Below are 26,705 nucleotides of genomic sequence, written 5' to 3'. Positions count from 1 at the left end.
GGAGAGTCCTTACATAACGCGAAAACAGAAAAGAGCAGGGATTAATGGGATATCAGGAGCGAGCGCTTCGGTGTAGCAACCAGCGAGCCCAAAAGGGAGCCACGATCATTAATGTGATCATGCGTAGCAGGTGGTGAAAGGCGACAAACACCGGATCAATATCCAGCGCAACCGCCAGAATGGCCATTTCACCAATACCGCCAGGCGCTAGGGCGAGCAAGGCAACATCCCGCCCTACTCCCACCGTTTGGTGGATCAGTTCGGCAAAAACAGCCAGTACAATGAGGGCCAGCAGCGTTGCAACACCTGACTGCCATAAGTAGCGGCCCAGTAGCCTCCGGGTCATGCCTTGAAAGCGTGAACCAATCGCGCTGCCCAGCACCCATAGCATCAGATTCATGCCCCAGCTTGGCAGGGCGAGGCTGGCAATATCGAGCCCTGACAGCAGCGCCGCCATCAGTAACGGTGCTAACAGCGCGGAACTTGGGATTTTCAGCCAACGCCCTAGCGGTAACAGCAAGGGTATCGTGAGCAGCATCCACCCATGTTCCAGTACTGATGAGGCAGGGCCAAGCTGACCCTCTCCTCCTTCAAACGCCCAGAACAGTGGCGGTAGAAATAGAATAACGAGAATAATACGCAGCGATTGGGCTATCGCGATACGTTGCGGGTCGCCGCCGCATTTATCCCCTAGCATGATCATGGCGGTCATCGCCCCTGGGGAGGCACCAAACCAAGCGCTCACAGGGTCAAAACCACAGCGACGGTACCAGGCAGAGGCGACGGCGGTGGAAGCAGCGACACCGGCTAACAGCAGCGCGGCGGAAAGCGGCCAGTCCAATACCCGATGAGCGAGCTCAGGTGTGACTTGGCTGCCCAACACCAACCCCATGACGGCAAGAAAAACGTTACGCAGCGGCTCAGGCACCGCCACTTTCACCCCTTTTGCCGAGGCCAGCAGGTTGGCCACTAACGGCCCCAACATCCAGGCGAGTGGCAAGTTAAAGAGGTGAAACAGCGTGCCACCCAACGCACCCACGCTTAGCGAAATCGCCAGCGCCCTTGCACTCCCTGCACTGAACTGGATGCCCTTCACGCGCTCCTCCAATGGTTAACGGCTGACAAGGCGCTGTCGCAAAGTGACGCCCCCTCTCTTGGAAAGAGCGATGTCATCGCCCGTACTTAATCATCGATACGAAATCATCAGACCCTAATGAAAAGCACCCAAGAGAAAGTACTTACTCTGCTAAGCGTTGCCGTCAGTTTACCACTGTTTTTGCTTAATCCTCGTCGTCGTCATCGCGCATGCGCGCTTGGCGCTCGGCCTCTTCTTCTTTGGCGTCGTCGATGACTTCCATCAGTTCATCCACGTTGGCAATGTGGCTGTCAAACTCGAAGTGGCCGGTGAGTTTGCTATCGGGATGCAGCTCACCCGCTTCATAGAGCGCCCACATCTCCTTGGCGTAATGGGTGTCGAGTAGCGCTGGCGCAAAGCGGCCAAAATAAGCCCGCATGTTATCGACATCGCGCTCCAGCATCGCGGCGGCACTGTTATTACCGGCCGCATCTACCGCTTGAGGCAAATCAATAATGACCGGGCCATCGGCATCGACAAGCACGTTGAACTCAGATAAATCGCCATGAATCAGACCTGCACAGAGCATTTTCACCACGTCTTGGATCACTTTAGCGTGATAGCGCAGGGCCTGCTCTTCGGTCAGGGTGACATCATCCAAGCGCGGTGCCACGTCGCCTTCGGCATCGGTGATCATCTCCATCAGCAGCACGCCATCCACAAAGCCGTAGGGCTTTGGCACACGTACATCGGCAGCGGCTAAGCGATACAGCGCATCGACCTCGGCGGTGAGCCACGCCTGCTCCTGCTCTTTCTGGCCGTAGCGGGTCTTCTTGGCCATGGCCCTGGCTCGGCGGCTATTGCGCTCTTTACGCCCTTCTTGGTATTGCACCGCCTGCTTAAAGCTGCGCTGCTTGGCTTCCTTGAATACTTTGGCACAGCGCGTGTCGCCGCCGCAGCGCACCACATACACCTGCGCTTCCTTGCCGCTCATCAACTGCATCAGCACCTCATCGATCAGGCCGTCATCGACCAAGGGCTGTAATCGTTTGGGTGTTTTCATAGCTTGCTGCGAAGGCTCCTATCTCATGCCAGACATATACATGGCGAATGCGCGAGTCGCGAATACGCTGACGACCAAGTGATACACATCAGCATTGTTTTGAATACGTCGTTAATACCGAATGCGGCGCACTCGAAAAGCGCGCCCTTTTAGCTTATCCCGCTCAAGCTTTGCTTGGGCTTTTTGCACCGCTTCTCGCTCTACGGCAACGTAGGCACTGCGAGCCAGGACTTTGATTTTGCCCACCTGATCACCGCGCAGACCGCCCTCACTGGTTAACGCTCCCAGAATATCGCCGGGGCGAAGCTTGTCTTTTTTGCCGCCGGCTAGTTGCAGGGTCGCCATCGGTGGCTCAAACGGGGCACTGTTGGTCGCTTTTGGCAGCGGCTCGGTTGTCAGTGTTTCACCCAAAAGATCCGCTAACCGTTCTAAACGATAGCTCTCTTGGGGAGTCACCAGCGTGCAGGCAATACCACTGGCCCCTGCACGCCCGGTGCGGCCAACGCGGTGCACATGCACCTCTAGCTCACGAGCAATTTGGTAGTTAAACACAGCGTCTAACTGCGCGATATCCAGGCCACGGGCGGCGACATCGGTGGCCACCAAAATGGACGCGCTTTGGTTGGCGAACAGTACCAACAGCCGGTCGCGATCTTTTTGCTCAAGATCGCCGTGGATAGCCACCGCGCTGAAGCCCGCATCGACCAGACTATCGGCCACCGCTTGGGTTTCTCGCTTGGTGTTACAAAACACCACGCTGGTGGTAGGCCGTGTCGCAAGCAACAGCTGCTTTAGCGCAGCAAAGCGGGCGTCGTCGTTGGCCACATCATAAAAGTGCTGCTCAATAGTCGTTGCGTCATGGGTCTCTTCGACTTTAACGCTAACCGGGTCGCGCATCACGCCCCGCGTCATGATCGCCAACCCACCCGAGGCTTCTTCGTCAGGAAAAGTAGCGCTGAACAGCAGGGTTTGGCGGTCGGCCGGGGTATCGGAAATAATATCGTCAATGGTGGCCTGAAAGCCCATATCCAGCATACGGTCAGCTTCGTCCAGCACCAGGGTGGTGAGTGAGCCAAGCGTCAGTGAGCCTTTGCGCAGGTGCTCATCAATTCGCCCCGGCGTGCCCACCACGATGTGCGCGCCATGCTCCAACGATGCGAGCTGCGGGCCAAACGGCGCACCACCGCACAGTGTGAGCACTTTTACATTGGCCATACCACGGGCGAGGCGCCGCAGCTCTTCCGCTACTTGATCCGCCAGTTCCCGAGTGGGGCACAGCACTAAGCCCTGCACACTGAAGGCTTCTACACGCAGCTGTGAAAGCAACGCCAAGCCAAAGGCGGCGGTTTTCCCCGAGCCGGTTTTCGCCTGGGCCATGACATCGTGGCCTGCCAACATCGGCGGCAGGCTCTGTGCCTGTACCGGCGTCATCTCGTGATAGCCAAGGGAGTCTAGGGTAGTAATCAGCGCAGGTGACAGCGCCAGGGATGCAAACGAGGTGTCGGACACAAAAAATTCCTGAAGGGGCCATTAGGCCCAGCAAACCAATAATGTGAAGCACCATACCAGAAAGTGCCACCCCCTGCCTTGCTGGCCTTCGCTTCCTCTCTGGCATCCCCTCTCGCTGCCTCTCTTGCTTCCCTTCTACGCCGACAGCTCAGCAAAACGCCCTTGGCTCAACGTTGCTAAATCGCTGGGTGCTAGCTCAATTTCAAGCCCTCGCCGCCCAGCGCTAACATACAGCGTTGACCACGCCTGCGCCGAGGCATCTATAAAGGTGGGCAAACGTTTTTTCTGACCCAGCGGGCTCACGCCACCCAACACGTAGCCGGTGGTGCGCTCAACGATATCAGGCGCGGCCATCACGGCCTTTTTGGCACCTGCGGCTTTAGCAATCTGCTTCAAACCCAACTGGCTATTCACCGGCACAATGCCCACCGCCAGCTGTTTACCATCCAAGCTGACCACCAGGGTTTTAAACACTTGCTCGGCCGTGACGCCCAGTTTTTCAGCGGCTTCCAGCCCGTAAGAGGGAGCGGAAGTATCGTGATGATACTCATGGAGTTGAAATGCAATACCTGCGTGCCTTGCGCTGTTAATCGCCGGTGTCATGGAGTTCTCTTATGTTAAACGCGCCAGCCTGTCTGGAAACAACACTACCCACTGCTAGGCTTAATAGCGTGAGCACCTAAGGGAAGTCAACTGACAGGAGTTGTTAAATGAAAGCCACCTCCAAAGCACAGCAGAAAGCCGCCGGGGCTGCTCTCTCGGCCAAGCGCGGTGAAACAAAGCCCAGCGAGCTGTATGACGCATCGAAAGAGATGTACGACTCAATGAGTGAGGAGGCACTCGAGGAGATGGCGGGGACCCAGCGTAAAGGTAAACCGCAAAAGAAAGAGAGTAATCACTAGCAGCTGCGCCAGCGAGTGACGCTGGCGCAGCGAACGCAGGCCAAAGGCGGTGTACCAATTACTGGCAAGGCACCACGCGACGCAGCGTATCTTTCGCCCACAGGGTTTGACCGTCGGGCGTACGGCCATGCTCGTTCCAGCGCTCGGTAGTTTCTAAGCAGAACGAACCGGCGTTTTCGGTACGCGGGTCAGCGCTGGCAGGACGCTCTCCGCCAATACGCATCACGTCAGGATTTTCAGTGGTGTAGCGTGGGGCAATGGTAGAACTTGCGCAGCCAGCCACCAAAGCGGTGACCAGCAGCACGGGCAAACAGCGGCGCAGTGGCATGTTTTTGCAACCCTCAAAAGTGCAGTGTTAGGCCGACACCAGTTGTCGGTAGCGCTGAATATCACCACACCTTTGACAGCGTCAACACTTTTTCGATGAGAACGTTAGGTGACCAGCGTAATACTCGTTACCGGACGTAAATTACGCAGCTTACAGTGCTGCTCCACGCTCTCAACAATCTCTTCGGCGTCATCCATCTGCTGCTTATCCAGCTGAATATCGACCATTAAGAAGCTGCCTACCTGGGCAAGGCGCACATCATCGTCAGCAATATCAAAATCAGCGACTTCTTGCACTACCTCACGGCGAACGCTGCCCAGCGGCTCGCCAAACATCAGTTCACGCAGCGCTCCCTTCACCATACGAATCGGCATGGGTAGAAAGTAGCCCGCAATCAACAGCACCATGACCGGGTCGGCAAAGCGCGCTAAGTGGGCCCAGGGCGAGAGCGTAAGCCCCCAGGTGAGGGCAAAGCCCAGCATTACCGCCGCACTGAGCCAAGTATCCATCTGCCACTGGCGCAGCTCGGCGGCCAATAGTGATGAGCGTGCCACTTTGGCGTAACGATCAAGCCACCACCACGTCAGCAAACAGCCACTCACGTTGACCACGCCAAACATCAGCGCCAAATCCAGCGTGACTAAGCGCCCGCCCTGAGCAAGGCTCCAGAGCGCTGACACCAGTGAAAATAGACAGACCAGCGCGATCACCACGCCTTTGAGCAGCACGGCCAGCGGTTCTACCGTTAGCCGCCCAAAGGGGTAGTGATCATCCGCAGGTTTGCGGGCCTGCTGAAGTGCAAACAGGGAAAGCGAAGCCAGCACTAAACTTAATAGCGAATAACCGCTATCGAATAGAATCGTAATTGAGCCACTAGCAAGGCCAAGGGCAAGCCCGGTAAAGGCAAACAGGCTGGCAGAAATGGCGGAAAATCTAAGCGCACGGCGCTCGGCGACGAAGGGGGTCACGCGGGTTGCTCCAATAGAGGGTGGTAAAAGACCGCCATCATAATGAGTGCATTAGCGCTTCACCAATCGCTCAGCGCCAACTATATTGGCGCTCAAAGGGTTTTCACAAGGTCGTTTGCATGCGCGCAGAACAGGTACAGGCGTTTATTGATGTCACAGAACATGGGTCGTTTGCCGCCGCTGCCCGGCACACCGGAATAAAGCGCAGCACGCTGAGCGCTGCCGTCAATGCGCTGGAAGATAGTCTGGGCGTGGCACTGTTTGAGCGCTCGGGTAACAGCCTGCAGCTAACAGCGGTGGGCGAAAGCGTGCTCCCCGACTGCTACCGCCTACTGACCAGCGCCAGCCGTATTAACAAACATTGCCAGCAGCACTTACAGGGGGTTGAAAGCCAGCTTTGTATTGCGCGAGATGACGCTCTTCCCGAAGCGTTCTGGCGACAGGTGATGCATGACTTAAAGCAGCGCTATCCGCTCACGGCCATTTCCGTTTACCTGCTGCCACCCCAAGAGCATGCACAGTTTGTGCTGCGTCAAACCGTGGATATTGCCTTTGGGCTTTACACCGCCGAAGGCGCTGCGGTAAACGCCAGTAACCTTGCCCCTGTGAGCATGAGCCTGGTGGCCGCCCCTAACCACCCGCTTAGCCGCCTGCCCAATGTCACCAAGGATGACTTGGCGCAATACACCCAGGTCTGTCTGACCTTTGATCAAGGCGACAAACTCGTGAGCGAAGCGCTGTTCTCAACGAACTACCTCGGCCTCACCATGTTTGAGGTTATTCGCGACGCGGTCATCAACGGAACCGGTTGGGCGCTGCTGCCCTACCCACTGGTGAAGGATGCCTTAAACACACACGCTCTTTGCGCCCTCAACCACGACCTGCTATTGGAAAGCCATTACTACCGTTACGTGGAAGGTGAAAGTCTTGGCGTCGTCGCCACAGCGCTACTCACCAATGTCATTCGTTTTTTGGGCACCACGCGCTAAGCCGCCCACCTGAGAGAAGCGTTGAAATTTAGCAGTGGCAAAAAACACGTTTGCCTTCCACGCTGTAAAAAACAGCTTATTGAAGGAGCACCAAGGACACGCTAGAGAACCGACACAGGCAAGTGTCATCTAAGCGTAAAGTGCATCTGCCAGTGTCGATGTTGCCGTCAACCAAGGAGTAGTTTCCGCGATGGTACGACTCGATAAGAAAGCGACTAGGCTGTATGTCCTAGACACGAATGTCCTGATCCACGACCCCGCCGCGCTCTATCATTTTGATGAGCATGATGTGGTTATCCCCATGACCGTGCTTGAAGAGCTGGACAAGCACAAAAATGGCATCCGAGAAATCGCCCGTACGGCACGGCAAATTAGCCGCACGCTTTCCGACCTCACTAACCAAGTCACTTTCGATGAGATTCAAAAAGGCATCCCCATTCCCCGCATCAGTGGAGAATCCGGCCGCCTGCACTTCTTGTGCTACAACGATTTAAAGCCGTTCGACTCGCTAGACGATAGCCCCGACAACCGAATTCTGGCAGAAACCTGCCGCCTGCGTGACGAACGCCCGGATGCCTCGGTCATTCTCATCACCAAAGACATTAACCTAAGGGTAAAAGCCGCCGCCCTGAAAGTACCGGTGGAGGACTACCTGAACGACCGCGCCTTCTCTGATAGCGATGCGATGATTGAAGGCGCGCAGGTGTACGCCCAAGCAGGGCAAGATGGCGCCTCGCTATGGGAAGCGCTCAACGTTGAGGTCACTGTTGAGCGCGTTGGCCACCATCACTTCTATCAACTTAGCGGTAATATGCCCCGCCACTGGCACGTGGGCATGCTGGTCTCTGATAGCGAAAATGGCGCTGAGTTCGAGGCTATTGTGCGCGAACTATCGCCCTCCTCTGCCCGGCTTCAGCTGCTCACTAACTATCGCCACCATGCCGGTGTGTGGGGCGTTCATGCCCACGACAGCCGCCAGAACTTCACCCTCAACCTACTGATGGACCCCGAGATTGATCTTGTCACTATTGCCGGTAATGCGGGCACCGGTAAAACCTTTATGACCTTGGCCGCCGCCTTCCAGCAAACCCTGGATGCAAAGCGCTTTGAACGCATTGTGTTTACCCGCGCACCGATTCCCATGGGGGAGGATATTGGCTTTCTGCCGGGTACCGAAGAGGAGAAAATGTCGCCGTGGATGGGTGCCTTCCACGACAATATGGATAACCTGCTGCGTAACGAAGAGGGCGAATCCAGCTGGGACAACGGAGCCACCCGGCAGCTTATAGGGTCGCGGGTACAAATTCGCTCGCCGAGCTTTATGCGCGGGCGCACGTTAAACGACACCTTTTTAATTATCGATGAGGCGCAAAACTTCACACCTAAACAGCTTAAATCGCTGGTGACCCGTGCCGGACGCAACACCAAGATTGTCTGCCTAGGCAACGTTGGGCAGATCGACACGCCCTACCTCACCGCTAACACCTGCGGTATGGCCGCGGTGGTGGAACGGTTTAGAGACTGGCCCCACGCCGGGCATATCACTTTGAAAAGCGTTGAACGCTCCCGTTTGGCGCTGGCCGCCGAGGAGCTGCTGTAACACCTACAGGCCTATTTCACTTACGCTCACGCCGCCCAGCCCTGCTGGGCGGCCATGCGTTACGCGCTTACTCACTCGGGCGGCGCTGGCTATCGTCGGGAGCACTACCGGGCGACTCTTTATTCCAAGGGTTTTCAACGCCAATGGTGTCAGCGGCAAAGGCTTCACGCTCTCCCAAGGGGCGCACCGTACCAATGGTGGTGTCGTGGCAGGTTTGCCGCTCCATCTCACAGTTAAGCTCTGCACCAAATAGTACGACAAACGCTGAGAGCCAAAACCACAGCATTAGCGCGACAACCGCCCCTAACGAGCCATATAGCTCGCTAAAGGTCGAAAAATAGCGCACATAGAGCGAGAGGCCACCGGAGCCCAACAGCCACATCAATGTCGCCAACAGCGTGCCGTAACTCAGCCAGCGCCACTGCGGTGAACGGCGATAGGGGGCAAATCGGTATAACAGCGCAATCAGTAAACTCATCAACACTAACAGCGCAGGCCAGCGTAGCCACTGCAGTACTCGATCCAACGGTGGATCAATTAGCAATCGATCTACCACCACCGGCACGACAGCAATAAAACCCAATGAAACAAGCGTCATACCAATTAAACCAAAGGTCAGCGAGACCAGTACCAGGGCGCGGTACAGTAGCGGTCGTTTCTCCTGTTCGCCGTACACCGCGTTTAGCCCTATCACTAATACCGACACCCCTTTTGAGGCAATAAACATGGCGACCAACAGCCCCCCCAAAGCCGTCATGACATTGCCAGACTCGGTACTCTCCACCACCTCTTGCGCCTGTTGATCAATCAGGTTGGCAGCATCCGGCGGCATAAAGCGGCTAATGGTATAGAGCTGTCGTCCCGCTTCTACCGGGTCGAACAGCAACCCCCACAAAGAAATCACCGCCGCAATCGTCGGAAACAGCGCTAGCAGGGCATAAAAGGCGACGCCCGCTGCAAACATGGTGATTCTATCTCGGCGAGCTGCGCGCACTACCCGCCAAGCAATATCCTGCCAGCCCCGCTTGGGAATATCGTTTGGCGTATCGGCCTGTCGCCCACGCTGGCGTGATGGCTGTTTTGCTTGTTGGCCCACTACAGCCCCTCCCACATTAGTAACAGCGCAAGGAGAACGGCTAACGCCATCATCAGCCCTCCGCCATGCTGACGCATCCATGCCTCCGCTTGAAGTCCGCGTAGTAATCCTCCCATGACAGCGCGCTCACTTTTCAGTGCCAGCGCAACGGAGGTTGCCTTACCCTTTCCACATAGCCCCGCTACTGAACGTGCGGTGCTTATGCAGATAATGGCGACGGGGCTATACACCCACCACAAATCGCCGGACGGAGGTGGTGAAATGGCAGAACGACGCAACGCCAGCATCAACACCACCACACTCAGCACCCCCACCGGGAAGGGCCATATAATCCCTACCCACTCTTTTAAGGGAGGAGCTATCACGCTTGCCTCGGGCAGCGGCAGCCAAAGCGGCGTTACTAGCGCAGCGAGTAGCGCCACTAGCCACGCACCCCACTGAAACGAATCGCTACCACCTTGGTGCCGCTGTTGCCATTGTCGCCAAACACAGGCAGTGACAAGTGCCGCGGTCCCAATGGCCGCCCAGGTTAACAGCAGGATGATGCGCTCTTGCTCGAATTCATAGAGGGCATGTTTCACGCCCCACTTACTGAACATTCCCGCAGCTAGTGCCCCCGTCAGCGATATGCCGGGCAGCGCGATCAAAAGAAACAGCAGCGGGGAGGGCCACTTGGGCATATGCTCACTCACGCTGGTTCCCATAAACAGTGCCCCCTTGGCTAACGCATGGTGGCCTGCAAATAAAATAACGGCAGGCAGCAGTGTCGCCCACACGCTGGGTGTCACTAATCCTACTCCTACCAGCGCTGTCAGCATTCCCATCTGACTGATGCTGGAGTAAGCCAAAACTGCCTTGGGGTGTTGCTGCCAAACGCCGTAAAGAGCAGCGCCAAACGCCGCTGCAAAGCCTGCCACCAAAATAATATTGCCAAGTTGTGTCATCTCGGGAGAGAGCCCCTGCGCGCCCAGCGGCAGTACGTTTAGCCAGCCCAACAAGCCCGCCTTAATCATTGCTCCACTAAGAACAGCGCTGGCGGGTGCCGGTGCCACTGGGTGGGCCAACGGCAGCCAAACATGCAGGCCGATGACCCCAGCCTTCACTCCTAAACCTAGCCACAGTAACAGCGCCATCCACACGCCATGGTCGGCGCTTGCCAGGGTGTCGCGCACGCCTTTGAGCGTTAGCGTATCCGAGGTGCCTGCGGCCCAAAGAAAGCCGCCCAATATCAGGCCTTCGCCGATGACTGCTAATACCAGATAGGCTTTGGCCCCCAATGTCGCAGCAGGGCTGCCGTTATGAACAACCAGCGCATACGCGGCGAATGTCATCAGCGCAAAACCAAGATAAAAACTGGCAATATCCTGGGCAATAATGAGCAGAAGGTTCCCTAACAGGGTTAACGGCCAAAATAAGGTTAACCGCTGTAAACGCCGCTGAGCGTTGGCGTCTCCCGCTTGGGCCTGACGCTGCTCGCCAGCGAAGTAACCCCGCGCGTGGAACGCCGCAATACTCCACAGCAGAGCGGTGAAGGCTAACCACGGTCGGCTAAGCGCGTTCAACTCCCAGTAACCGCCTAACATCCAGGCATTGATTGTCCACTGGAATTCGCCCACATACGCTAACAATAAAGCAGGCCAAGCAGCGCTTACCCACAGCATCGACACGTAATTGCGTTGATGCGCGGGCACTTGGTAAGCGCACCATACCGTGCTGCCTGCCACAACAAGCGGCCAAAGTAAGGCCACAGCTAACAGCAGTGAACTCATGGCAGATACTCCCCAACGGCGACGCGCGTCGCCCAGTCAAGTGGGCTAAAGGGCAGCCCCGCCAATAAGCCAGCACCGATACTAATAACCGCCGTAAATACCGCGGGCCACAATAACCACCCGTGGGTTTCCAGCCGCCCCAACCGCTGCTCTTTAGGCCACTGACCTTTTCCGTGCGCAGGGCCTTCACGGAACCAAAGACGATGCAGGATGGGTAGAAAATAGATGGCATTCAAGGTACTGCTTGCGACTAACACCGCGACGACCCAATACATCTCTGCCTGGATAGCACCGATACCTAGGTACCATTTAGTGATGAAGCCAGCGATTGGCGGCAAACCGATCATGCCCAGTGCACCTACCGTAAAAGCGAAGCTGGTCAATGGCATACGTTTGCCTGCACCATCCATTTCATCAATACGGTGAATGCCCAGCTCCTCCGCATAATTACCGGCACAGAAAAACAGAGTCACTTTCATAAGGCCTTGATGAAGCAAATGCGCCAGCGCCCCTATCGTGCCAAAGGGCCCAAACAAACTAACGCCTAGCACCACATAGGAGACTTGGCTGATAGTTGAAAACGCCAAACGTGGCTTTAACTCCTCTTGGGCGATAGCCCGCAGCGACCCATAAATAATGGTGATAGATGCCGCAATGGCCAGCACGGTGGTGACACCTAGCTCGACGCTCAGCTCAATCCCATATAAATCATAAATGACGCGCAAAATGCCAAACGCACCGGCTTTAACCACGGCAACGGCATGCAACAATGCACTCACCGGCGCTGGCGCTACCATGGCTCTAGGCAGCCAGCCATGCAGCGGCACCATCGCCGCCTTAACGGCCAGGCCGCCTACCAGCAAAGCAAAAATGAGGGTGAGCAACCCACGGTGATCATCCAAGTAGGGCGACAAGCCTTGCTCGGACGCGAAGGAGTGATCGTTCGTTAAGCTGTACAGCAGGACAACGCCTAGCAGTAGCACCACGCCCGCCGTCAGGGTGTAACGCAAATATACCCGCCCTGCTGCTAACGCCTTCGCTGTCCCAGAATGCACCACCAGCGGGTAGGTAGACAGCGTGAGCATTTCGTAAAAAATCAGGAAGGTGAACAGGTTTCCCGACAGGGCAATCCCTAGCGTACTGGTAACGCACAAACTGAAAAAGCCGAAGAAACGCTTACGATTGGCCGCCCCTTCTAAGTAACCAATGGCGTAGATCGTGGTACACAGCCATAGCAGCGACGAGAGGCCCGCAAACATAACGCCCAACGCGTCTGCCCGCAGCACAAAATCGACGCCACCCACGATTTGAAAGCTAAAGGTATCTTCATAACCTTCTGAGACACGCCCAACCATCAACGTCACCAGGACGATTTTACTGACAGCAGCCAGCAAGTTGATGCTCGTACGAACCCGCCGAGCCTCTTCCGGTAGTGAAAAAATCGCCACCGCCGCGAATAGAGACGTCGCCAGCGTCATCAGTGGTAACCATGCCGCGTTCATGCTCCACCTCCATGCAGCAGCGCCAGCGGCAAATGGGCCAGCAAGCCCAACGCCAAGGCCGCTACCGCCAAACAAAGGGCGATCAGATCCATGCCGGGAGCGAGCGGCTGATAGTCGTGACGTGGAGCCGTTTCATCAAATGAGTAGCGAAACACACGAAACACGTACGCAGCCGTCAAGAGTGTGCCTGCCATTAGTGCCGCAACGGCGACCCATTGTTGAGTTAGCACCATGGATTGAAGCAAGAGCCACTTCGCCGTAAATCCTGCACTGGGTGGTAGCCCCATTAGGGTGACGGACGCAATTCCAAAAATAAGCAGGGAAAGCGGCAACCGGCGACTGGTACCTGCCAAAGCGTTAAGCGAACTTTCACCCGTGGCAATGATTAAATTTCCTGCCGCCATAAACATGGCGGCTTTGGCCAACGCATGCCCCATTAAATGTAACCAAAACCCGTCCCATGCAAGCGCCAGAGGCAGGGGGGCGATTCCTGGCCCTAACAGCAGCGGAAAGGCCACCATCAAATAACCCAGTTGTCCCACGGTGGAAGAAGCAATTAACGTTTTCAGCGAATCAGCTCGCCACGCCACTAGCCCTCCCCAAACAATCGCCAGCATGCCTAACCACGCTATCAGCCGAGGAGCCAACAACGTTTCAGGAAGCAGGATGCTCCACAGCAGGATTAAAATATATAACGAGGCCTTAATGACTAACGCTGCATGCAGTGCACTGACGGGCGTCCAAGCATTTTCATGCACTGGGGTTAACCAGCCATGCAAAGGAAATAACGCAGCCTTTAAGGCAAGCCCCGCCCCCATCAATGCGGCCGCCACCCAGGTAATAGGCTCTTGCTCCACCAGTTCAACAAGCACCGCTAAGTTGAGCGACCCCCATTGGCTCAATAACAGTGCTATCCCCAGCAAAAAGGCGAGTGAACCGACGAGCGCTAGGAGGAGATAGCGCATTCCCGCCTTTAAAGCAGCAGGTTTGCCCGATAACAACAGCATGCCCACAGCCGCCAGCCCCATAATCTCCAAGGCGGCATACAGCGTTAAAAGATCCGCCGCGAGCCAAATCAGGGAAAGCGCACTGACCAGTAGTCCCATTAACGGCCAGATCCAGCGATTGTTAAGATCCGGGTAGGTTAATCGCAAATAACCGGGCGTATACATGGCAACGGCGGCGGCGGTCCATTGGGTAATCAATAACATCAAGGCACTCAGGCCACTAAAGCGCAGCGTGAACTCAATATCCCCTATCACCCACTGCCAGCGCAGCAAGCCAGCTTGTTGATAATCGATCACCATGAGCACACCCGCTACTAAAATGGGCATGCATGCCAATACCACCGGTAATGCACGAGATGGCCGGAATATAGCCCCCAGCAAACCAGCCATGATAGGTAGAAGCAGCGCGCCTGCCAGCGCCCAGTGAGTCATCCACAACGGATCAAACGAAGGGTCGTACAAGCCAAAACGCCACATCATGAAGGCAACCTCGTGGAAGATTGCTCACCGTCAAGGGCAACGCTGCCCTCCTGCTCCACTAAACGGCGTATTAACAAAACCCCTAATAGCGAGCCCAACCAAGCAATGACGAGCCCAACGCTTATGAGCGCCTGCGAACTAGGCCGGGTGTCTGCCATGCCTGCTAGCATTAGGAAGACACCCGATCCAAGTACATTAAACGCCATCAAACGGCGCAGCAGGTGACGATGGAGGGCAAACGCCCCCATACCCACCGAAACGATCACAACAGCGGCTAAAATAAGCGGATGTTCGGTGAGTGACAGCGCCATATCAGGCAATAAAAACTGGATGGCAACGCCCAGCATCAGGCTCCAGGCAACGGTTAGCAGCACGCGAGTAATGCGATGGCTCCAACCCACCTGAGTATGATCATAGCGGACGATAGGGCTGCGTTGACTAGGCAGGTTACGTAAGGCGTATAAGAAACTACCTCCGGTCAGCACCCCACCTAATACCACTTCCACGAGAGCCAACCACGGAGCGTTTAGATACCACCAAGCAACACTCATAAGGAGTGCAAACAGTATCAAGAGCCAGCAAGCCCTTAATAAGTGGCGGTCAAATAAGCACGCGATTGCGATGACCAGCAGACACACCGCTAGCCCACTTTCCATAGTATTGATAGACGATATCATGTGACTTCGCCTGTCCCTTGCCTTGGCTATTAGTAGCAGCAGCGTACTATCAAAGACGCCTCACGCCTACCGCACTCTTCTATCAGATCAGCCGCTCGCTCAGCCACTTACCGATATCATTGACCTGCTGAGGGCAAAGCGCATGGGCCATCGGGTACTGGCGATAGTTAACGCTGTAGCCCATGGTTTTCAAACGCTCAACGCCACTACGCCCTAGTGTTTCAGGCACAATAGGGTCGAAGTTACCGTGATGAACATCAATCGGCAGCTGACGATTAGCCTCGGCAAGCTCAATGCTATCGGCAGTGGCAAAGTAGGTCGACATTGCCAGCAGCCCGCCTAGTGGCTGAGGGAACGATAGCGCGGCCTGGTACGCTACCGCGCCGCCTTGAGAGAAGCCGGCGACGATGATGCGCTGGCTGTCGATACCTTGATCGATCTGTTCTTGAATCAGCGCCTGGATACGCTCGGCGGATTTTTTAAGCTGAGTTTCATCGACCCGGCGCCCCAAATCCATAGCCAGAATGTCATACCATGCAGGCATCACCATGCCACCGTTAATGGTCACCGGCAGGCGGGGCGCATGGGGCATAATAAAGCGAATATGGGCATTATCTGGCAGTGCCAAGGCGGGCACCAGAGGCTCAAAGTCGTGCCCATCGGCACCTAAACCATGAATAATAAACACGCACGCATCGGCGGGTTGACCATTTTTCGGCTCAATAATCAGTTCGCCTGGGGCTGTCATGGGCTTTTTCCTTGCTGATATTAAAAGCGCCACCCTAGCGTAAAGCAGCGCAGGGGGCGAGTGATAACCTGCTTAAAACGGCCAGACGAAAGGAATCAGTGCAACTGCGATCATGCCGGTCAACACATTCAAACCACCGCCAACGCGCAGAAAGTCACTTATCCGGTAGCCACCAGGGCCATACACCATCAAGTTGGTTTGATAACCAATCGGGGTCAGGAAGCTTGCCGAGGCGGCAAACATGACCGCCACCACAAACGGCATAGGGCTGACCCCAAGGCTTTCAGCAGCCGCCATCACCACGGGAAAAATAATCACCGCCGCAGCGTTGTTGGTCACCAGCTCCGTGAGTAGCGCCACCACGCAGTAGGTGCCAACCAGCAGTAGCCACGGGTTTCCTGCCACCAGTGACAACACATTGCCCGCGATGACATCTGCCGCCCCAGAGGATTGCAGCGCAGCTCCTACTCCAAACGAGGCGGCAATCGTTAATAGCACCTGGGTGTCCAAACCGCGCTTAGCGGCACCTACCGAACAACAGCCCGTCAGCAGCACCATCGCAGCCCCCAGCATAGCGGCGTTTAGCATACTTAATACGCCAATCGCGGCCAGCAGCACGGCACCCAGCAAAATACCCCAGGCCAGCGGCGCTTTCTCGTGGATAGGTCGTGCAGAGCCGTTTAACTCGCTGATCAACAGGAAATCTTTTGACTGCCGATGACGCTCGATAAAAGGTGGACGTGCCTCTAGCAGCAGTACGTCAGCAGGCTGCAAGCGAACCTGGCCGAGGTTCCCTTTGACCCGCTCACCGCCACGGCAAATGGCCAACACGGCAGCACCGTAGAGCGTTCTAAAACGCCCATCGCGGATACGCTGTCCGATAAATTGGCACTGGCTAGAGACCACCGCCTCGACTAAACGACGCTCTTTAAACTCTTTCTCCAGACTGGAGGCCCCATCCCGTGAAGGGATCAGCCCACGGATCTGTTGAAGCTCCACAGCAGCATCTGATGTGCCCACAAAGACGAGGCGGTCACCGCCTTTTAGCTGCTCTCCTGGCCCCACGACGCTCACCACGTTACCGGCCCGCTCAATTTCAACCAAGAACAGTTCCTGAAGGTGCCGCAACCCGGCCTCTTCCACCGTACGATCAACCAACACGCCGGCGGGATCCACCTCCATCTCAATGGTGAACTCCCGAGGGTTGGCAAACGCTTTTGCCATTCCTTCGCGTGCGGGCAATAAACGTGGACCAAGGATGATCAGGTAAGCCAACCCTGCTACCGCCACCGGAAGCCCTACCCACGCCAAATCGAATAACCCCATGGCCAAATCAGGATAGCGTTCAATCAGCAGCCCATGCACCACTAAGTTTGTACTGGTGCCAAACAGCGTGATCGTGCCGCCCAAAATAGAGGCAAAGCTAAGTGGCATCAGCAAGCGCTGTGGAGAGAGTCGAATACGGCGACTCCAGCTCATGACGGCAGGAATATACGTCGCCACGACCGGCGTGTTATTAAGAAAGCCGCTGAGCGATGCGACGGGCAATAGCAAGCGCGCAAGTGCACCTCGCTCGCTGGCAGGCCGCCCCAGCACATAGCGAATAATCAGATCGATGCCGCCGGTTTCACGAATACTGGCCACCAGCACGTACATAAAAGCCACAGTAAACAGGCCGCTATTGGAAAACCCGCCCAGCGCCTGCTGAGGGTCAATCACGCCAAGCGTCATCAGCACCACCACCGCGCCCATCAAAATAATATCGGGGCCCAGGCGTGAAAGCGCCATCAGCGGAAAAATCGTGAGCACTACCCCTACTGCAATCCAAGCATCCAGCGACATAACCCTGCGTCCTTCATAGCGAGTCTTAATAACCGTCTAAACAAGAAAGTACCGGGAGCATTGTGCCGCCTGCCGGATATTCTAAAAAGTTATTTTTAGAAACACAGTAAGAACAAAAAAGAATATTCGTGTGAGGTGTGAGGTGTGAGGTGTGAGGTGTGAGGTGTGAGGTGTGAGGTGTGAGGTGTGAGGTGTGAGGTGTGAGGTGTGAGGTGTGAGGTGTGAGGTGTGAGGTGTGAGGTGTGAGGTGTGAGGTGTGAGGTGTGAGGTGTGAGGTGTGAGGTGTGAGGTGTGAGGTGTGAGGTGTGAGGTGTGAGGTGTGAGGTGTGAGGTGTGAGGTGTGAGGTGTGAGGTGTGAGGTGTGAGGTGTGAGGTGTGAGGTGTGAGGTGTGAGGTGTGAGGTGTGAGGTGTGAGGTGTGAGGTGTGAGGTGTGAGGTGTGAGGTGTGAGGTGTGAGGTGTGAGGTGTGAGGTGTGAGGTGTGAGGTGTGAGGTGTGAGGTGTGAGGTGTGAGGTGTGAGGTGTGAGGTGTGAGGTGTGAGGTGTGAGGTGTGAGGTGTGAGGTGTGAGGTGTGAGGTGTGAGGTGTGAGGTGTGAGGTGTGAGGTGTGAGGTGTGAGGTGTGAGGTGTGAGGTGTGAGGTGTGAGGTGTGAGGTGTGAGGTGTGAGGTGTGAGGTGTGAGGTGTGAGGTGTGAGGTGTGAGTCAGATAATAATCCACAAACAAAAAACCCCGCTCAAGGCGGGGTTTTTCTAGCTCACTAACATCAGGTGTTAGCGGCGAACATCAAGCTGGAATTAACCCAGAACTTTGATGTTGGAAGCCTGAAGGCCTTTTTTACCCTGGGTGACGTCGAAGGAAACCTTCTGGCCGTCTTGCAGAGTTTTGAAGCCGTCAGCTTGAATTTCGGAGAAGTGCGCGAACAGGTCGTCGCCATTGTCGTCCGGAGAAATGAAGCCGAAGCCTTTAGTGTCGTTAAACCACTTAACGGTACCAGTTGCCATGATCGAAATCCTCGATAGAGCTTAATGTAGAGCCGGGTAATACCCGAGTTGCAGTGGGTAGAACAAGAAACTTTCACCAGACTCAACGCTAGAGCGTTTCGATACTGCTGACAACGTTCGACTTGCTAACCAACTGCATTCAGCATGCGCTTAACCAAGCCGCACGTCAACACTATGATGAAAAAAAATGTCAATGCAATGAATTTTCATTAAAAATCCATCCAGCGGCCTTTTCGGCGATCATTAACGTGGGCGAATTGGTGTTTCCACTGGTGATGGTGGGCATCACGCCTGCATCGGCTATTCGCAGTCCGGCCACCCCGCGCACCCGCAGTTTTGCATCTACCACCGCCATAGGGTCATCGCTTCTCCCCATCCGCGTGGTGCCTACCGGGTGAAAAATCGTTGTACCAATATCCCCGGCTAACCGCGTTAACTCGTCATCCGTTTGATACTCAACGCCCGGCTTTACTTCTTCAGGCGAATACTTAGCAAAGGCAGGCTGTTCGGCGATACGCCGAGTCACCCTCAGCGAGTCAGCGGCCACTTTGCGGTCTTCTGGCGTGCTGAGGTAGTTCGGCGAAATCGCTGGTGCCTGACGCGGGTCGGCGCTTTTCAAACGCACCGTTCCTCGGCTGGTAGGGTTCAAGTTGCATACGCTCGCCGTAATGGCCGGATACGGATGCAGCGGCTGCCCGAAAGCTTCTAGGCTGAGCGGCTGCACGTGATACTGAATATTGGGGTACGGCTGATCGTCAGAACTGCGGGTAAACGCGCCGAGCTGCGAAGGCGCCATGCTCATCGGCCCGGTGCGCTTGGTCACATACTCCCAGCCAATCCCCGCCTTGCCCCACAGCGTACTGGCAATAGCATTGAGCGTTTTGGCATTACTGACACGATACACCGAGCGAATCTGGAGGTGATCTTGCAGGTTTTCGCCCACCCCAGGCAGGTCGTGCACCACCTCAATGCCGTGCTCACGCAGATGCTCAGCAGGCCCGATGCCCGACAGCTGCAAAAGGTGGGGCGAGCCAATGGCCCCCGCACACAGCACCACTTCTTTGCTCGCCTGAACACGCTGGGGCTTACCGCTGCGCACCACTTCTACCCCAGTGCAACGAAGCGTTGGCTGCTCCTCATCAAAGCAGAGCCGATTCACCTGGGTCGAGTGCCAAAGCGTCAGGTTGTCCCGCTTTAGAGCACTGCGCAAGAACGCTTTAGCGGTATTCCAGCGCCAGCCATCGCGCTGGTTCACCTCAAAATAGGCAACCCCTTCATTACTACCGCGGTTGAAATCTTCAGTGCGAGGAATACCGGCCTGAACCGCTGCTTCGGCAAAGTCATCCAGCACTTCCCATTTCAGGCGCTGCTTCTCAACCCGCCACTCGCCGCCGTGGCCATGAAAAGCGCGGTGAGTCTCATCACCGTCGCTGCCTTCATCCAGCCGGTAGTGGTTTTCGTGTTTGATAAAGTCCGGCAGGCAGTTCTCCCAGCGCCACTCGTCGCTACCGGTAACCTCCGCCCAGTGGTTGTAATCCCGCGCTTGGCCGCGCATGTAGATCATGCCGTTGATGCTGGAGCAGCCCCCCAGGGTTTTCCCTCGGGGGTAGATCAGCGAGCGGCCATTAAGCCCCTTGTCCGGCTCAGTACGAAACAGCCAGTCGGTGCGCGGGTTATTGATGCAATAAAGGTAGCCCACTGGAATATGAATCCAGTGGTAGTTATCCCGACCGCCCGCCTCAATCAGCAGCACCCGATTATTGGGGTCGGCGCTCAGCCGATTGGCCATCAGGCACCCTGCGGTGCCTGCGCCAATCACGATGTAATCAAATGCCTCTGCGGTGGGATAGGTGGTTGTATTAGTTGGCATGGGCTTGGCTCCCGTAACGGTCAGGCGTTACTTCGCCGTCGGCATCACAAACTCAGCACCCGCGTCGATGGAGTCCGACCAGCGCTGCATGATCGACTTCTGTTTGGTGTAGAAGCGCACGCCCTCTTCGCCATACGCGTGAGTATCGCCAAACAGCGAGCGCTTCCAGCCGCCAAAACCGTGCCACGCCATAGGCACCGGAATCGGTACGTTGATGCCGACCATGCCCACCTGAATACGGCGGCCAAATTCCCGGGCAACGCTGCCGCTTTCGGTAAAGCAGCTCACCCCGTTGCCAAACTCATGGTCGTTGATCAGTTGAATGGCGGTCGCCACATCCGGCACGCGCACGCACACCAGCACCGGGCCAAAGATCTCCTCTTTATAGATAGTCATCTCCGGCGTGACGTGGTCGAACAGCGTGCCGCCCATCCAGAAGCCGTCTGCACAGCTCTCGCCCGCTTGGGTGCTATCAAACCCACGGCCATCGACGATAAGCTGTGCGCCTTCCGCCACGCCCTTTTCGATGTAGCCGGTAATCCGCTGGTGCGCCTGGCGGGTCACGATGGGCCCCATTTCTGCATCCAGCTGCATGCCATCTTTGACTTTCAGCGCCTTGGCACGCTCGGTGAGCATCGGCACCACTTTATCGGCCACATCGCCTACCAGCACGGCCACGCTAATCGCCATGCAGCGCTCGCCCGCACTGCCGTAGGCTGCACCAATTAACGCATCCACCGCTTTATCCAGATGGGCATCCGGCATCACGACCATATGGTTTTTCGCGCCACCCAGTGCCTGCACGCGCTTACCGTGCTTGGCACCGCGCTCGTAAATCGAGTTGGCAATCGGCGTGGAGCCGACAAACGACAGCGCTTTAACATGAGGGTGATCAATCAGTGCCTCAACGGAGTCTTTATCGCCTTGCACCACGTTGAACACGCCAGCGGGCAGGCCTGCCTGCGTTAACAGATCCGCGATCATCAGCGAGGCGCTAGGGTCCAACGGGCTAGGTTTGAGAATAAAGGTATTACCGGCGGCAATAGCGATGGGGAACATCCACATGGGTACCATCGCCGGGAAGTTGAACGGCGTAATACCGGCGACCACGCCCAGCGGCTGGCGCACGGTCCAGTTATCAATACCGGTGCTAACCTGCTCGGTGTAATCACCCTTTAATAGCTGGGGAATGCCGCAGGCAAACTCGACAATATCAATACCCCGTGCCACTTCGCCCTGGGCATCGGTAAATACCTTGCCGTGCTCTTTGGTGATTGCTTCCGCCAGGGCGTCTTTATTGGCGTTTAGCAGCTCCAGGAATTTGAACATGACCCGAGCGCGGCGAATGGGCGGCGTATCGGCCCAGGCGGGGAATGCCGCCTGGGCGGCTTGCACGGCAGTGTCCACATCGGCGGCCGAAGCCAGGGCAACGCGGCCGGTGACCTGCCCGGTGGCGGGGTTGAAGACATCCTGGGTGCTGCCGGAAGTACCTTCGCTGCGTTGGCCGTTAATAAAGTGATGGATGGCGTTGGTTGTCATTGTCGCTACCTTTATAACAAAAGCTTAAGTGATCGGAGAATGACCACTAGACTACCCCGCCCAACAGGCCAAGCAATTGAGTAATTTTTAACCTAGATATAAGCTTCGCTAATAACATAACAATGAAGGTTCACCACTATGCAGGAGTACGCCACGCTGCGGGCCTTTGTGGCCGTTGCCCACACCGGCAGCGTCTCAAGGGCGGCCGAGCAGCTCCATCTGACCCAGCCCGCGGTTAGCCTAAAGTTGAAGCAACTACAGCAGCATCTGGGCTTAACGCTGTTTACCCGTCGCCCGCAAGGGTTAACGCTCACCGCCGATGGTTACGCCCTGCTGCCTGCCGCTGAAAATGCCCTGGCCAGCGCCCTGGCCTTTGAGCAGAGCGCCAGCGCGTTACACAGCACGCTGCGCGGCAAGCTGCGTATTGGCACCATTGTTGACCCGGAATTTATTCGCTTGGGCGATTTTCTCAGCCGCTTGATGGCCCGTGCGCCACAGCTGGAAACCGAGCTTCACCACGGCATGAGCGGCAACGTATTGGGCAGCGTGGAGCAGGGGGAGTTGGATGTCGGCTTTTTTCTCGCCCCGCCCGGCGAAGGCACCGGCAATAGCGCTCTGGCGTGGCGGGAGTTAACCCACTTTCACTACCACGTGGTGGCACCGCCGGGCTGGGAAGCCAAACTCGCTGATACCCGCTGGGAGGCGCTTGCGCAACTGCCCTGGATTGTGACCCCCACCGTGTCGGCGCACTCGCGACTACTCAAGCGGGCGCTGGCCGATAGCGGTGCGACCCCAAACCGCGTTGCCCAGGTCGACCAAGAGGCGTGTATGCTGGATTTAGTACGTGCAGGCGTGGGCCTGAGCCTAGCGCGAGACGCCCTGGCCATGGCCGAACGCCAGGAGAGCGGCTTAGCAGTGGCGGACAACGTTCGCCTGCCCTGTGCATTAAGCCTGATCTGGCGCTGCGACCGTGCCACCGAGCCCACGATTAAAGCCGCGCTAGACACGCTCGATACGGTGTGGCCGCATCGTTTAAGGTCGCTGTAAGGAAGCGGAACCTCTCCACACTAATGGACTCAATAACGAGCTTTGACTCGCCACCTCCACCGGAGTGTTTGTAATGATCCGATTTCCCCATATCCGCCCCTTAACGCTGTGCGTGATGGCCGCTGCCGGTTTTGCAAGCGCATCGCTTCAAGCGCAGTCTAATGCAGAGGCCACCTTTGCCGGCGGCTGTTTCTGGTGCATGGAGCCTCCTTACGATAAACAGGTGGGCGTGAGCGCCACTATTTCTGGCTACATGGGCGGTGAGCTTGAGAACCCCACTTACGAGCAGATCTCCCGTGGCGGCACCGGCCATATAGAAGTCGTACAAATCGAGTACGACGACACCCAGATTAGCTACGAACAGCTTCTGGAGATTTTCTGGCGCAACATAGACCCCTTCGCCGTCAACCGTCAGTTTTGCGATAGCGGTGACCAATACCGCTCGGCCATTTTCTACAGCAACGATGAAGAGCGGCAATTAGCGGAAGCCTCAAAAGCCGAGTTGGAAGCGAGGTTTGATCAAGAGATCACGACCGACATCCTGCCCGCCAGCGAGTTTTGGACCGCAGAGGAGTACCATCAGGATTACTACCAGAAAAATCCGCTGCGCTACCAGTTCTACCGCCTGAGCTGCGGCCGGGATGATCGCCTAGAAGAAGTATGGGGCGAAGAAGCGGGCGGCCCTACTTTCGAGTAATCTCACCCCGTTAGCCTCAAAACGCCAAGGCGATTAATTCGCCTTGGCGTTTTTTTATGGAACGATTTCCAGTGCGCCCTGCCCCATCAGTAGCTTTATTGAAAGGCGAATCATTCATTTGGGCAAAACGCCATTTTTCTACTAAGGTAGAAAGTCAGCATTAATAGACCAGTCGGCTAAAGGACTGCTCTACTTGATTGAACGCCCCGTTGATCTAAAGATAGGAGATCTTATGAGCAACACCATTACGACAGTGAACCCGACCACCGGCGAAACGCTTGAGACCTACACGCTGATGGATGAAAGCCAGGCCAAGCAGGTAGTCGAGGCTAGTCATGAGGCGTTTTTAGATTGGCGGCTCAAGCCGCTAGAGCACCGCGCCAAGGTGGTGAAAGCGATTGGCGAAGCAATGAACGCGCATAAAGAAGAGCTTGCCGACCTGATGGTCAAAGAGATGGGCAAGCTGCCCTCGCAAGCGCGCCAGGAAGTGGATCTCTGCGTCGGCATTTGTGACTACACCGCCGAACATGGCCCCACTAAGCTGGCCGATGAAGAGCGCAAACCCGGTAACGGCGAGCGCGGTATTGTTACCTACTCCCCCATGGGCGTGATTTACGGCATTCAGCCGTGGAACTTCCCTGCTTACCAAGTGGTGCGCTACTCCATCGCCAATATTATGGCGGGCAACAGCGTGCTGCTAAAACACGCTGAAAACGTGACAGGCAGCGGCCTGCTGCTGGAAAAAATCTACCGCGAAGCGGGCCTGCCGGAAAACGTCTTCCGTACGCTGGTGATTTCACACGATGTGTCCGACACTGTCATCGCCCATAAAGCCGTGCGTGGCGTGACCTTAACCGGCAGCGACGGCGCTGGCCGCAAAGTGGCCGCCAAAGCCGCCGAGCACCTGAAAAAGACGGTACTGGAACTGGGCTCCAACGATGCCTACTTGGTGCTGGACGATGCCGACCTAGACGTTGCGGTCGACACCTGTGTGACCGGTCGGATATTTAACGGCGGCCAAACCTGCGTAGCGGCAAAACGCTTTGTGGTCACCGAAAAGAATTACGAAGCGTTCAAAGAGCGCTACGTGGCCCGCATGAAGGACTTAAAAGCGGGCGACCCGACCAAAGAGGATAGCGACCTAGGCCCGATGGCCCGTGTCGATCTTCGTGACGGCCTTCACGAGCAGGTGGAAGAGAGCGTGCGTAAAGGTGCGACAATCCTCTGCGGCGGTAAAAAGCCTGAAGGTAAAGGGGCATTCTACCCGGTGACCGTGCTGGATAAAGTCACTCCCGGCCAGCCTGCCTACGACGACGAGCTGTTTGGCCCGGTCGCCGCGCTGATTCGTGCCAAAGATGATGAAGACGCCATGCGCATCGCCAACGACAGCCGCTACGGCTTAGGCGGCGGCATCATCTCCAAAGACGTGAAGCGCGCCACCGAGCTTGCCAGCAAGTATTTCGATACCGGCATGGTGTTTATCAATGGCTTTGGTGTGGCAACGCCTGAAATGCCGTTTGGCGGCGTGAAAGATTCCGGCTACGGCCGTGAGCACGGCGGCTTTGGGATGCATGAGTTCGTCAACGCCAAATCGGTGATTGTGGTGCAAAGCTAACATCGCCAAGCCCATCGGCTCACGATGGGCTAACCCATAAAAACGCCGCAGTGTCGTTTCCACGACCTGCGGCGTTTTTATGGGTAGCGTATTTTAAAAGCAGCGTTAGGCGATTTGCCGCCGACGCTGCCATAGCGTCACCAACAGGGCGACCACCAGCCAGCTTACCAGCGCGGCAATCACGTCATCCAACACAATGCCCAACCCGCCAGTGACATACTCCGCTAAATGAATAGGCGGCGGTTTTAAGGCATCAAAAAAGCGGTACACGCCAAACGCCAAGGCCAGAACCAACGGATGGCGAGCGGCTTTTAGCCCCAGCACCGCTAACGGAAAAGCGACGTACTCATCGGCGACAATGCTACCGTGATCCAACCCATCGTAGTGCCATGCCGCTACATGGCACACCGGTACGGCGGCCACCACAAGGAGCGCCATAATGGCGGCCTGCTGCCCAGTCGGGCGGCCCAAAAGCCACCACGCCAGCGGCAAGCCAATCAGTGAACCAAAGGTACCTGGCGCAACGGGCGCTAGCCCCAGCCCAAAGCCGGTGGCTAGCCAAACATTCAACGTATCGAGCATTAGCCAGCCTGCTGTGCCTGATGCTCAAGCTCCGCCGCCATCTCTGGCGTTAGGTTTAGCGCGCTGGCCAGTTGATCCAACCAAGCCCGCTCCATGGGGTTCTGGTCGTCAATCACTGCCACGCTAATCAAATACATCTCGCGAGCTGCCTGGGGGGAATCCGCTTCACGGGCCAGTGCCTGGGCATCCAGCGGCGCTTTTAACTGCTGTTCCACCCAGCGGTGCATCTCCTGATCTGCGCCAAGGGCATCGATCTGATCGGTAATTAGCGCCTGTTCCTGCTCATCGATATGACCATCGGCCCGGGCGGCCATGATCATCGCCTGCAACAGCTCCAGGCTGCGGCGCTCTTGATACTCACCGCTCAATACTTCGACTCGCTCGCCTTCTGAGGAGGATTGGGTCGCGGCGCCTTTCTTTTCCTGGGAGCTTTGCCACGCTTTCCACGCCAGCATGCCCACACCCGCAATCGCGCCATATTTCAACGCTTTGCCGCCCATGCTACGACCCCGTTTTGAACCCACCAGCATGCCCATGGCACCGCCGCCCAGCAGACTTTTCATATCAAAACCGCTGGAACCGCTGCTTTGACGCGTGCCTTGGCTGCTATTACCGCCTAAATGGCGGGAGAGACCATCAATCACACCTTTCACATCCATGCCACCGCTGCTGCCTTTGCTACCACTGGCCTGACTCATCAGCTGCTGTAGAATTTTGCTTGCGTTCATCCTTGTACTCCTCAATAGACATTCATTCGACGGGTCGAACGCGGGTCGTTTAACCCTTGTTATAACGCAT

At 56.4% G+C, this 26,705-nt stretch carries 24 protein-coding genes; 6 read left to right on the top strand and 18 right to left on the bottom strand.

The genetic code is table 11. From position 1 onward, the window contains the following. Window positions 1-52: 52 nt before the first annotated feature. From IEW65_RS09525 to ybaK, 4 genes are all read right to left on the bottom strand, one after another. On the bottom strand, window positions 53-1,096 hold the full coding sequence (locus IEW65_RS09525) for an AbrB family transcriptional regulator (RefSeq protein ID WP_188639240.1): 1,044 nt from the start codon (window positions 1,094-1,096) through the stop codon (window positions 53-55). A gap of 184 nt (window positions 1,097-1,280) precedes the next feature. Beyond that, window positions 1,281-2,138 carry a PA4780 family RIO1-like protein kinase gene (locus tag IEW65_RS09520; protein ID WP_188639239.1) on the bottom strand — a complete coding sequence of 286 codons (858 nt, stop codon included), beginning with the start codon at window positions 2,136-2,138 and terminating at the stop codon, window positions 1,281-1,283. A 111-nt stretch (window positions 2,139-2,249) separates the two neighbouring features. After that, complete coding sequence (dbpA, locus tag IEW65_RS09515; RefSeq protein ID WP_188639238.1) at window positions 2,250-3,647, bottom strand: ATP-dependent RNA helicase DbpA; 1,398 nt, start codon at window positions 3,645-3,647, stop codon at window positions 2,250-2,252. 135 nt (window positions 3,648-3,782) lie between these two features. Then, window positions 3,783-4,250 (bottom strand): Cys-tRNA(Pro) deacylase, encoded by a 468-nt coding sequence (gene ybaK, locus IEW65_RS09510; RefSeq protein ID WP_188639237.1) that lies wholly within the window; start codon window positions 4,248-4,250, stop codon window positions 3,783-3,785. 107 nt (window positions 4,251-4,357) lie between these two features. Between ybaK and IEW65_RS09505 the strand changes: the two genes are divergently transcribed. Beyond that, entirely contained in the window at window positions 4,358-4,549 is a 192-nt protein-coding gene (locus IEW65_RS09505; RefSeq protein WP_188639236.1) for a DUF3008 family protein, read from the top strand. A 58-nt stretch (window positions 4,550-4,607) separates the two neighbouring features. On the opposite strand, the gene IEW65_RS09500 is transcribed toward IEW65_RS09505, so the two are convergent. Both IEW65_RS09500 and IEW65_RS09495 read right to left on the bottom strand, forming a co-directional pair. Beyond that, complete coding sequence (locus IEW65_RS09500; RefSeq protein ID WP_188639235.1) at window positions 4,608-4,877, bottom strand: hypothetical protein; 270 nt, start codon at window positions 4,875-4,877, stop codon at window positions 4,608-4,610. A 104-nt stretch (window positions 4,878-4,981) separates the two neighbouring features. Further along, window positions 4,982-5,845 (bottom strand): cation diffusion facilitator family transporter, encoded by an 864-nt coding sequence (locus IEW65_RS09495; protein ID WP_188639234.1) that lies wholly within the window; start codon window positions 5,843-5,845, stop codon window positions 4,982-4,984. Between the two features lie 119 nt (window positions 5,846-5,964). Between IEW65_RS09495 and IEW65_RS09490 the strand changes: the two genes are divergently transcribed. Both IEW65_RS09490 and IEW65_RS09485 read left to right on the top strand, forming a co-directional pair. Beyond that, entirely contained in the window at window positions 5,965-6,834 is an 870-nt protein-coding gene (locus IEW65_RS09490; protein ID WP_188639233.1) for a LysR family transcriptional regulator, read from the top strand. 190 nt (window positions 6,835-7,024) lie between these two features. Beyond that, window positions 7,025-8,434 (top strand): PhoH family protein, encoded by a 1,410-nt coding sequence (locus IEW65_RS09485; RefSeq protein WP_188639232.1) that lies wholly within the window; start codon window positions 7,025-7,027, stop codon window positions 8,432-8,434. 67 nt (window positions 8,435-8,501) lie between these two features. Here IEW65_RS09485 and IEW65_RS09480 read toward each other — a convergent pair whose 3' ends face one another. The 10 genes from IEW65_RS09480 to IEW65_RS09435 form a co-directional block, all read right to left on the bottom strand. Beyond that, window positions 8,502-9,530, bottom strand: a complete 1,029-nt coding sequence (locus IEW65_RS09480) for a YihY/virulence factor BrkB family protein (protein WP_229755524.1) — start codon at window positions 9,528-9,530, stop codon at window positions 8,502-8,504. Beyond that, window positions 9,530-11,299 (bottom strand): complex I subunit 5 family protein, encoded by a 1,770-nt coding sequence (locus IEW65_RS09475; protein ID WP_188639230.1) that lies wholly within the window; start codon window positions 11,297-11,299, stop codon window positions 9,530-9,532. Before IEW65_RS09475 ends, IEW65_RS09480 begins: the two co-directional genes overlap by 1 nt. Further along, window positions 11,296-12,801, bottom strand: coding sequence for a complex I subunit 5 family protein (locus IEW65_RS09470; protein ID WP_188639229.1), 1,506 nt, complete (start codon window positions 12,799-12,801; stop codon window positions 11,296-11,298). Before IEW65_RS09470 ends, IEW65_RS09475 begins: the two co-directional genes overlap by 4 nt. After that, window positions 12,798-14,288 (bottom strand): complex I subunit 5 family protein, encoded by a 1,491-nt coding sequence (locus IEW65_RS09465; protein WP_188639228.1) that lies wholly within the window; start codon window positions 14,286-14,288, stop codon window positions 12,798-12,800. Before IEW65_RS09465 ends, IEW65_RS09470 begins: the two co-directional genes overlap by 4 nt. Further along, window positions 14,285-14,944: a DUF4040 domain-containing protein gene (locus IEW65_RS09460; RefSeq protein WP_308421459.1), complete on the bottom strand. Its 660-nt coding sequence runs from the start codon at window positions 14,942-14,944 to the stop codon at window positions 14,285-14,287. The genes IEW65_RS09465 and IEW65_RS09460 overlap by 4 nt, the downstream gene beginning before the upstream one ends. 103 nt (window positions 14,945-15,047) lie before the next feature. After that, a complete protein-coding gene (locus tag IEW65_RS09455) occupies window positions 15,048-15,713 on the bottom strand; it encodes an alpha/beta hydrolase (RefSeq protein WP_188639226.1) in 666 nt (221 codons plus the stop codon). Between the two features lie 72 nt (window positions 15,714-15,785). After that, window positions 15,786-17,555: an SLC13 family permease gene (locus IEW65_RS09450; protein ID WP_188639225.1), complete on the bottom strand. Its 1,770-nt coding sequence runs from the start codon at window positions 17,553-17,555 to the stop codon at window positions 15,786-15,788. A gap of 795 nt (window positions 17,556-18,350) precedes the next feature. Then, the gene (locus IEW65_RS09445) at window positions 18,351-18,557 is read right to left on the bottom strand and encodes a cold-shock protein (protein ID WP_054641278.1); all 207 of its coding nucleotides are present in this window, start codon (window positions 18,555-18,557) and stop codon (window positions 18,351-18,353) included. 190 nt (window positions 18,558-18,747) lie between these two features. Beyond that, window positions 18,748-20,427: a GMC family oxidoreductase gene (locus tag IEW65_RS09440; RefSeq protein ID WP_188639224.1), complete on the bottom strand. Its 1,680-nt coding sequence runs from the start codon at window positions 20,425-20,427 to the stop codon at window positions 18,748-18,750. Between the two features lie 27 nt (window positions 20,428-20,454). Continuing rightward, a complete protein-coding gene (locus tag IEW65_RS09435; RefSeq protein ID WP_188639223.1) occupies window positions 20,455-21,966 on the bottom strand; it encodes a CoA-acylating methylmalonate-semialdehyde dehydrogenase in 1,512 nt (503 codons plus the stop codon). A 138-nt stretch (window positions 21,967-22,104) separates the two neighbouring features. Between IEW65_RS09435 and IEW65_RS09430 the strand changes: the two genes are divergently transcribed. The 3 genes from IEW65_RS09430 to IEW65_RS09420 all read left to right on the top strand — a co-directional run bounded on the left by IEW65_RS09430 (window position 22,105) and on the right by IEW65_RS09420 (window position 25,325). Beyond that, window positions 22,105-23,013: a LysR family transcriptional regulator gene (locus tag IEW65_RS09430; protein ID WP_188639222.1), complete on the top strand. Its 909-nt coding sequence runs from the start codon at window positions 22,105-22,107 to the stop codon at window positions 23,011-23,013. 73 nt (window positions 23,014-23,086) lie between these two features. Continuing rightward, complete coding sequence (msrA, locus tag IEW65_RS09425; protein WP_188639221.1) at window positions 23,087-23,710, top strand: peptide-methionine (S)-S-oxide reductase MsrA; 624 nt, start codon at window positions 23,087-23,089, stop codon at window positions 23,708-23,710. Window positions 23,711-23,942: 232 nt separating this feature from the next. Continuing rightward, window positions 23,943-25,325: an NAD-dependent succinate-semialdehyde dehydrogenase gene (locus IEW65_RS09420; RefSeq protein ID WP_188639220.1), complete on the top strand. Its 1,383-nt coding sequence runs from the start codon at window positions 23,943-23,945 to the stop codon at window positions 25,323-25,325. Between the two features lie 105 nt (window positions 25,326-25,430). Here the strand turns inward: IEW65_RS09420 and IEW65_RS09415 are convergent, their stop codons facing one another. Together IEW65_RS09415 and IEW65_RS09410 are read right to left on the bottom strand one after the other, a co-directional pair. Next, entirely contained in the window at window positions 25,431-25,907 is a 477-nt protein-coding gene (locus tag IEW65_RS09415; RefSeq protein WP_188639219.1) for a phosphatidylglycerophosphatase A family protein, read from the bottom strand. Next, window positions 25,907-26,635, bottom strand: a complete 729-nt coding sequence (locus IEW65_RS09410) for a tellurite resistance TerB family protein (protein WP_188639218.1) — start codon at window positions 26,633-26,635, stop codon at window positions 25,907-25,909. Before IEW65_RS09410 ends, IEW65_RS09415 begins: the two co-directional genes overlap by 1 nt. Window positions 26,636-26,705 lie beyond the last annotated feature (70 nt).

The organism is Vreelandella lutescens, from assembly GCF_014640815.1.
GTDB classification, from domain to species: domain Bacteria; phylum Pseudomonadota; class Gammaproteobacteria; order Pseudomonadales; family Halomonadaceae; genus Vreelandella; species Vreelandella lutescens.
The sequence above is the reverse complement of the archived record's forward strand: the minus strand, read 5'-3'. Positions and strand labels throughout refer to the sequence as shown.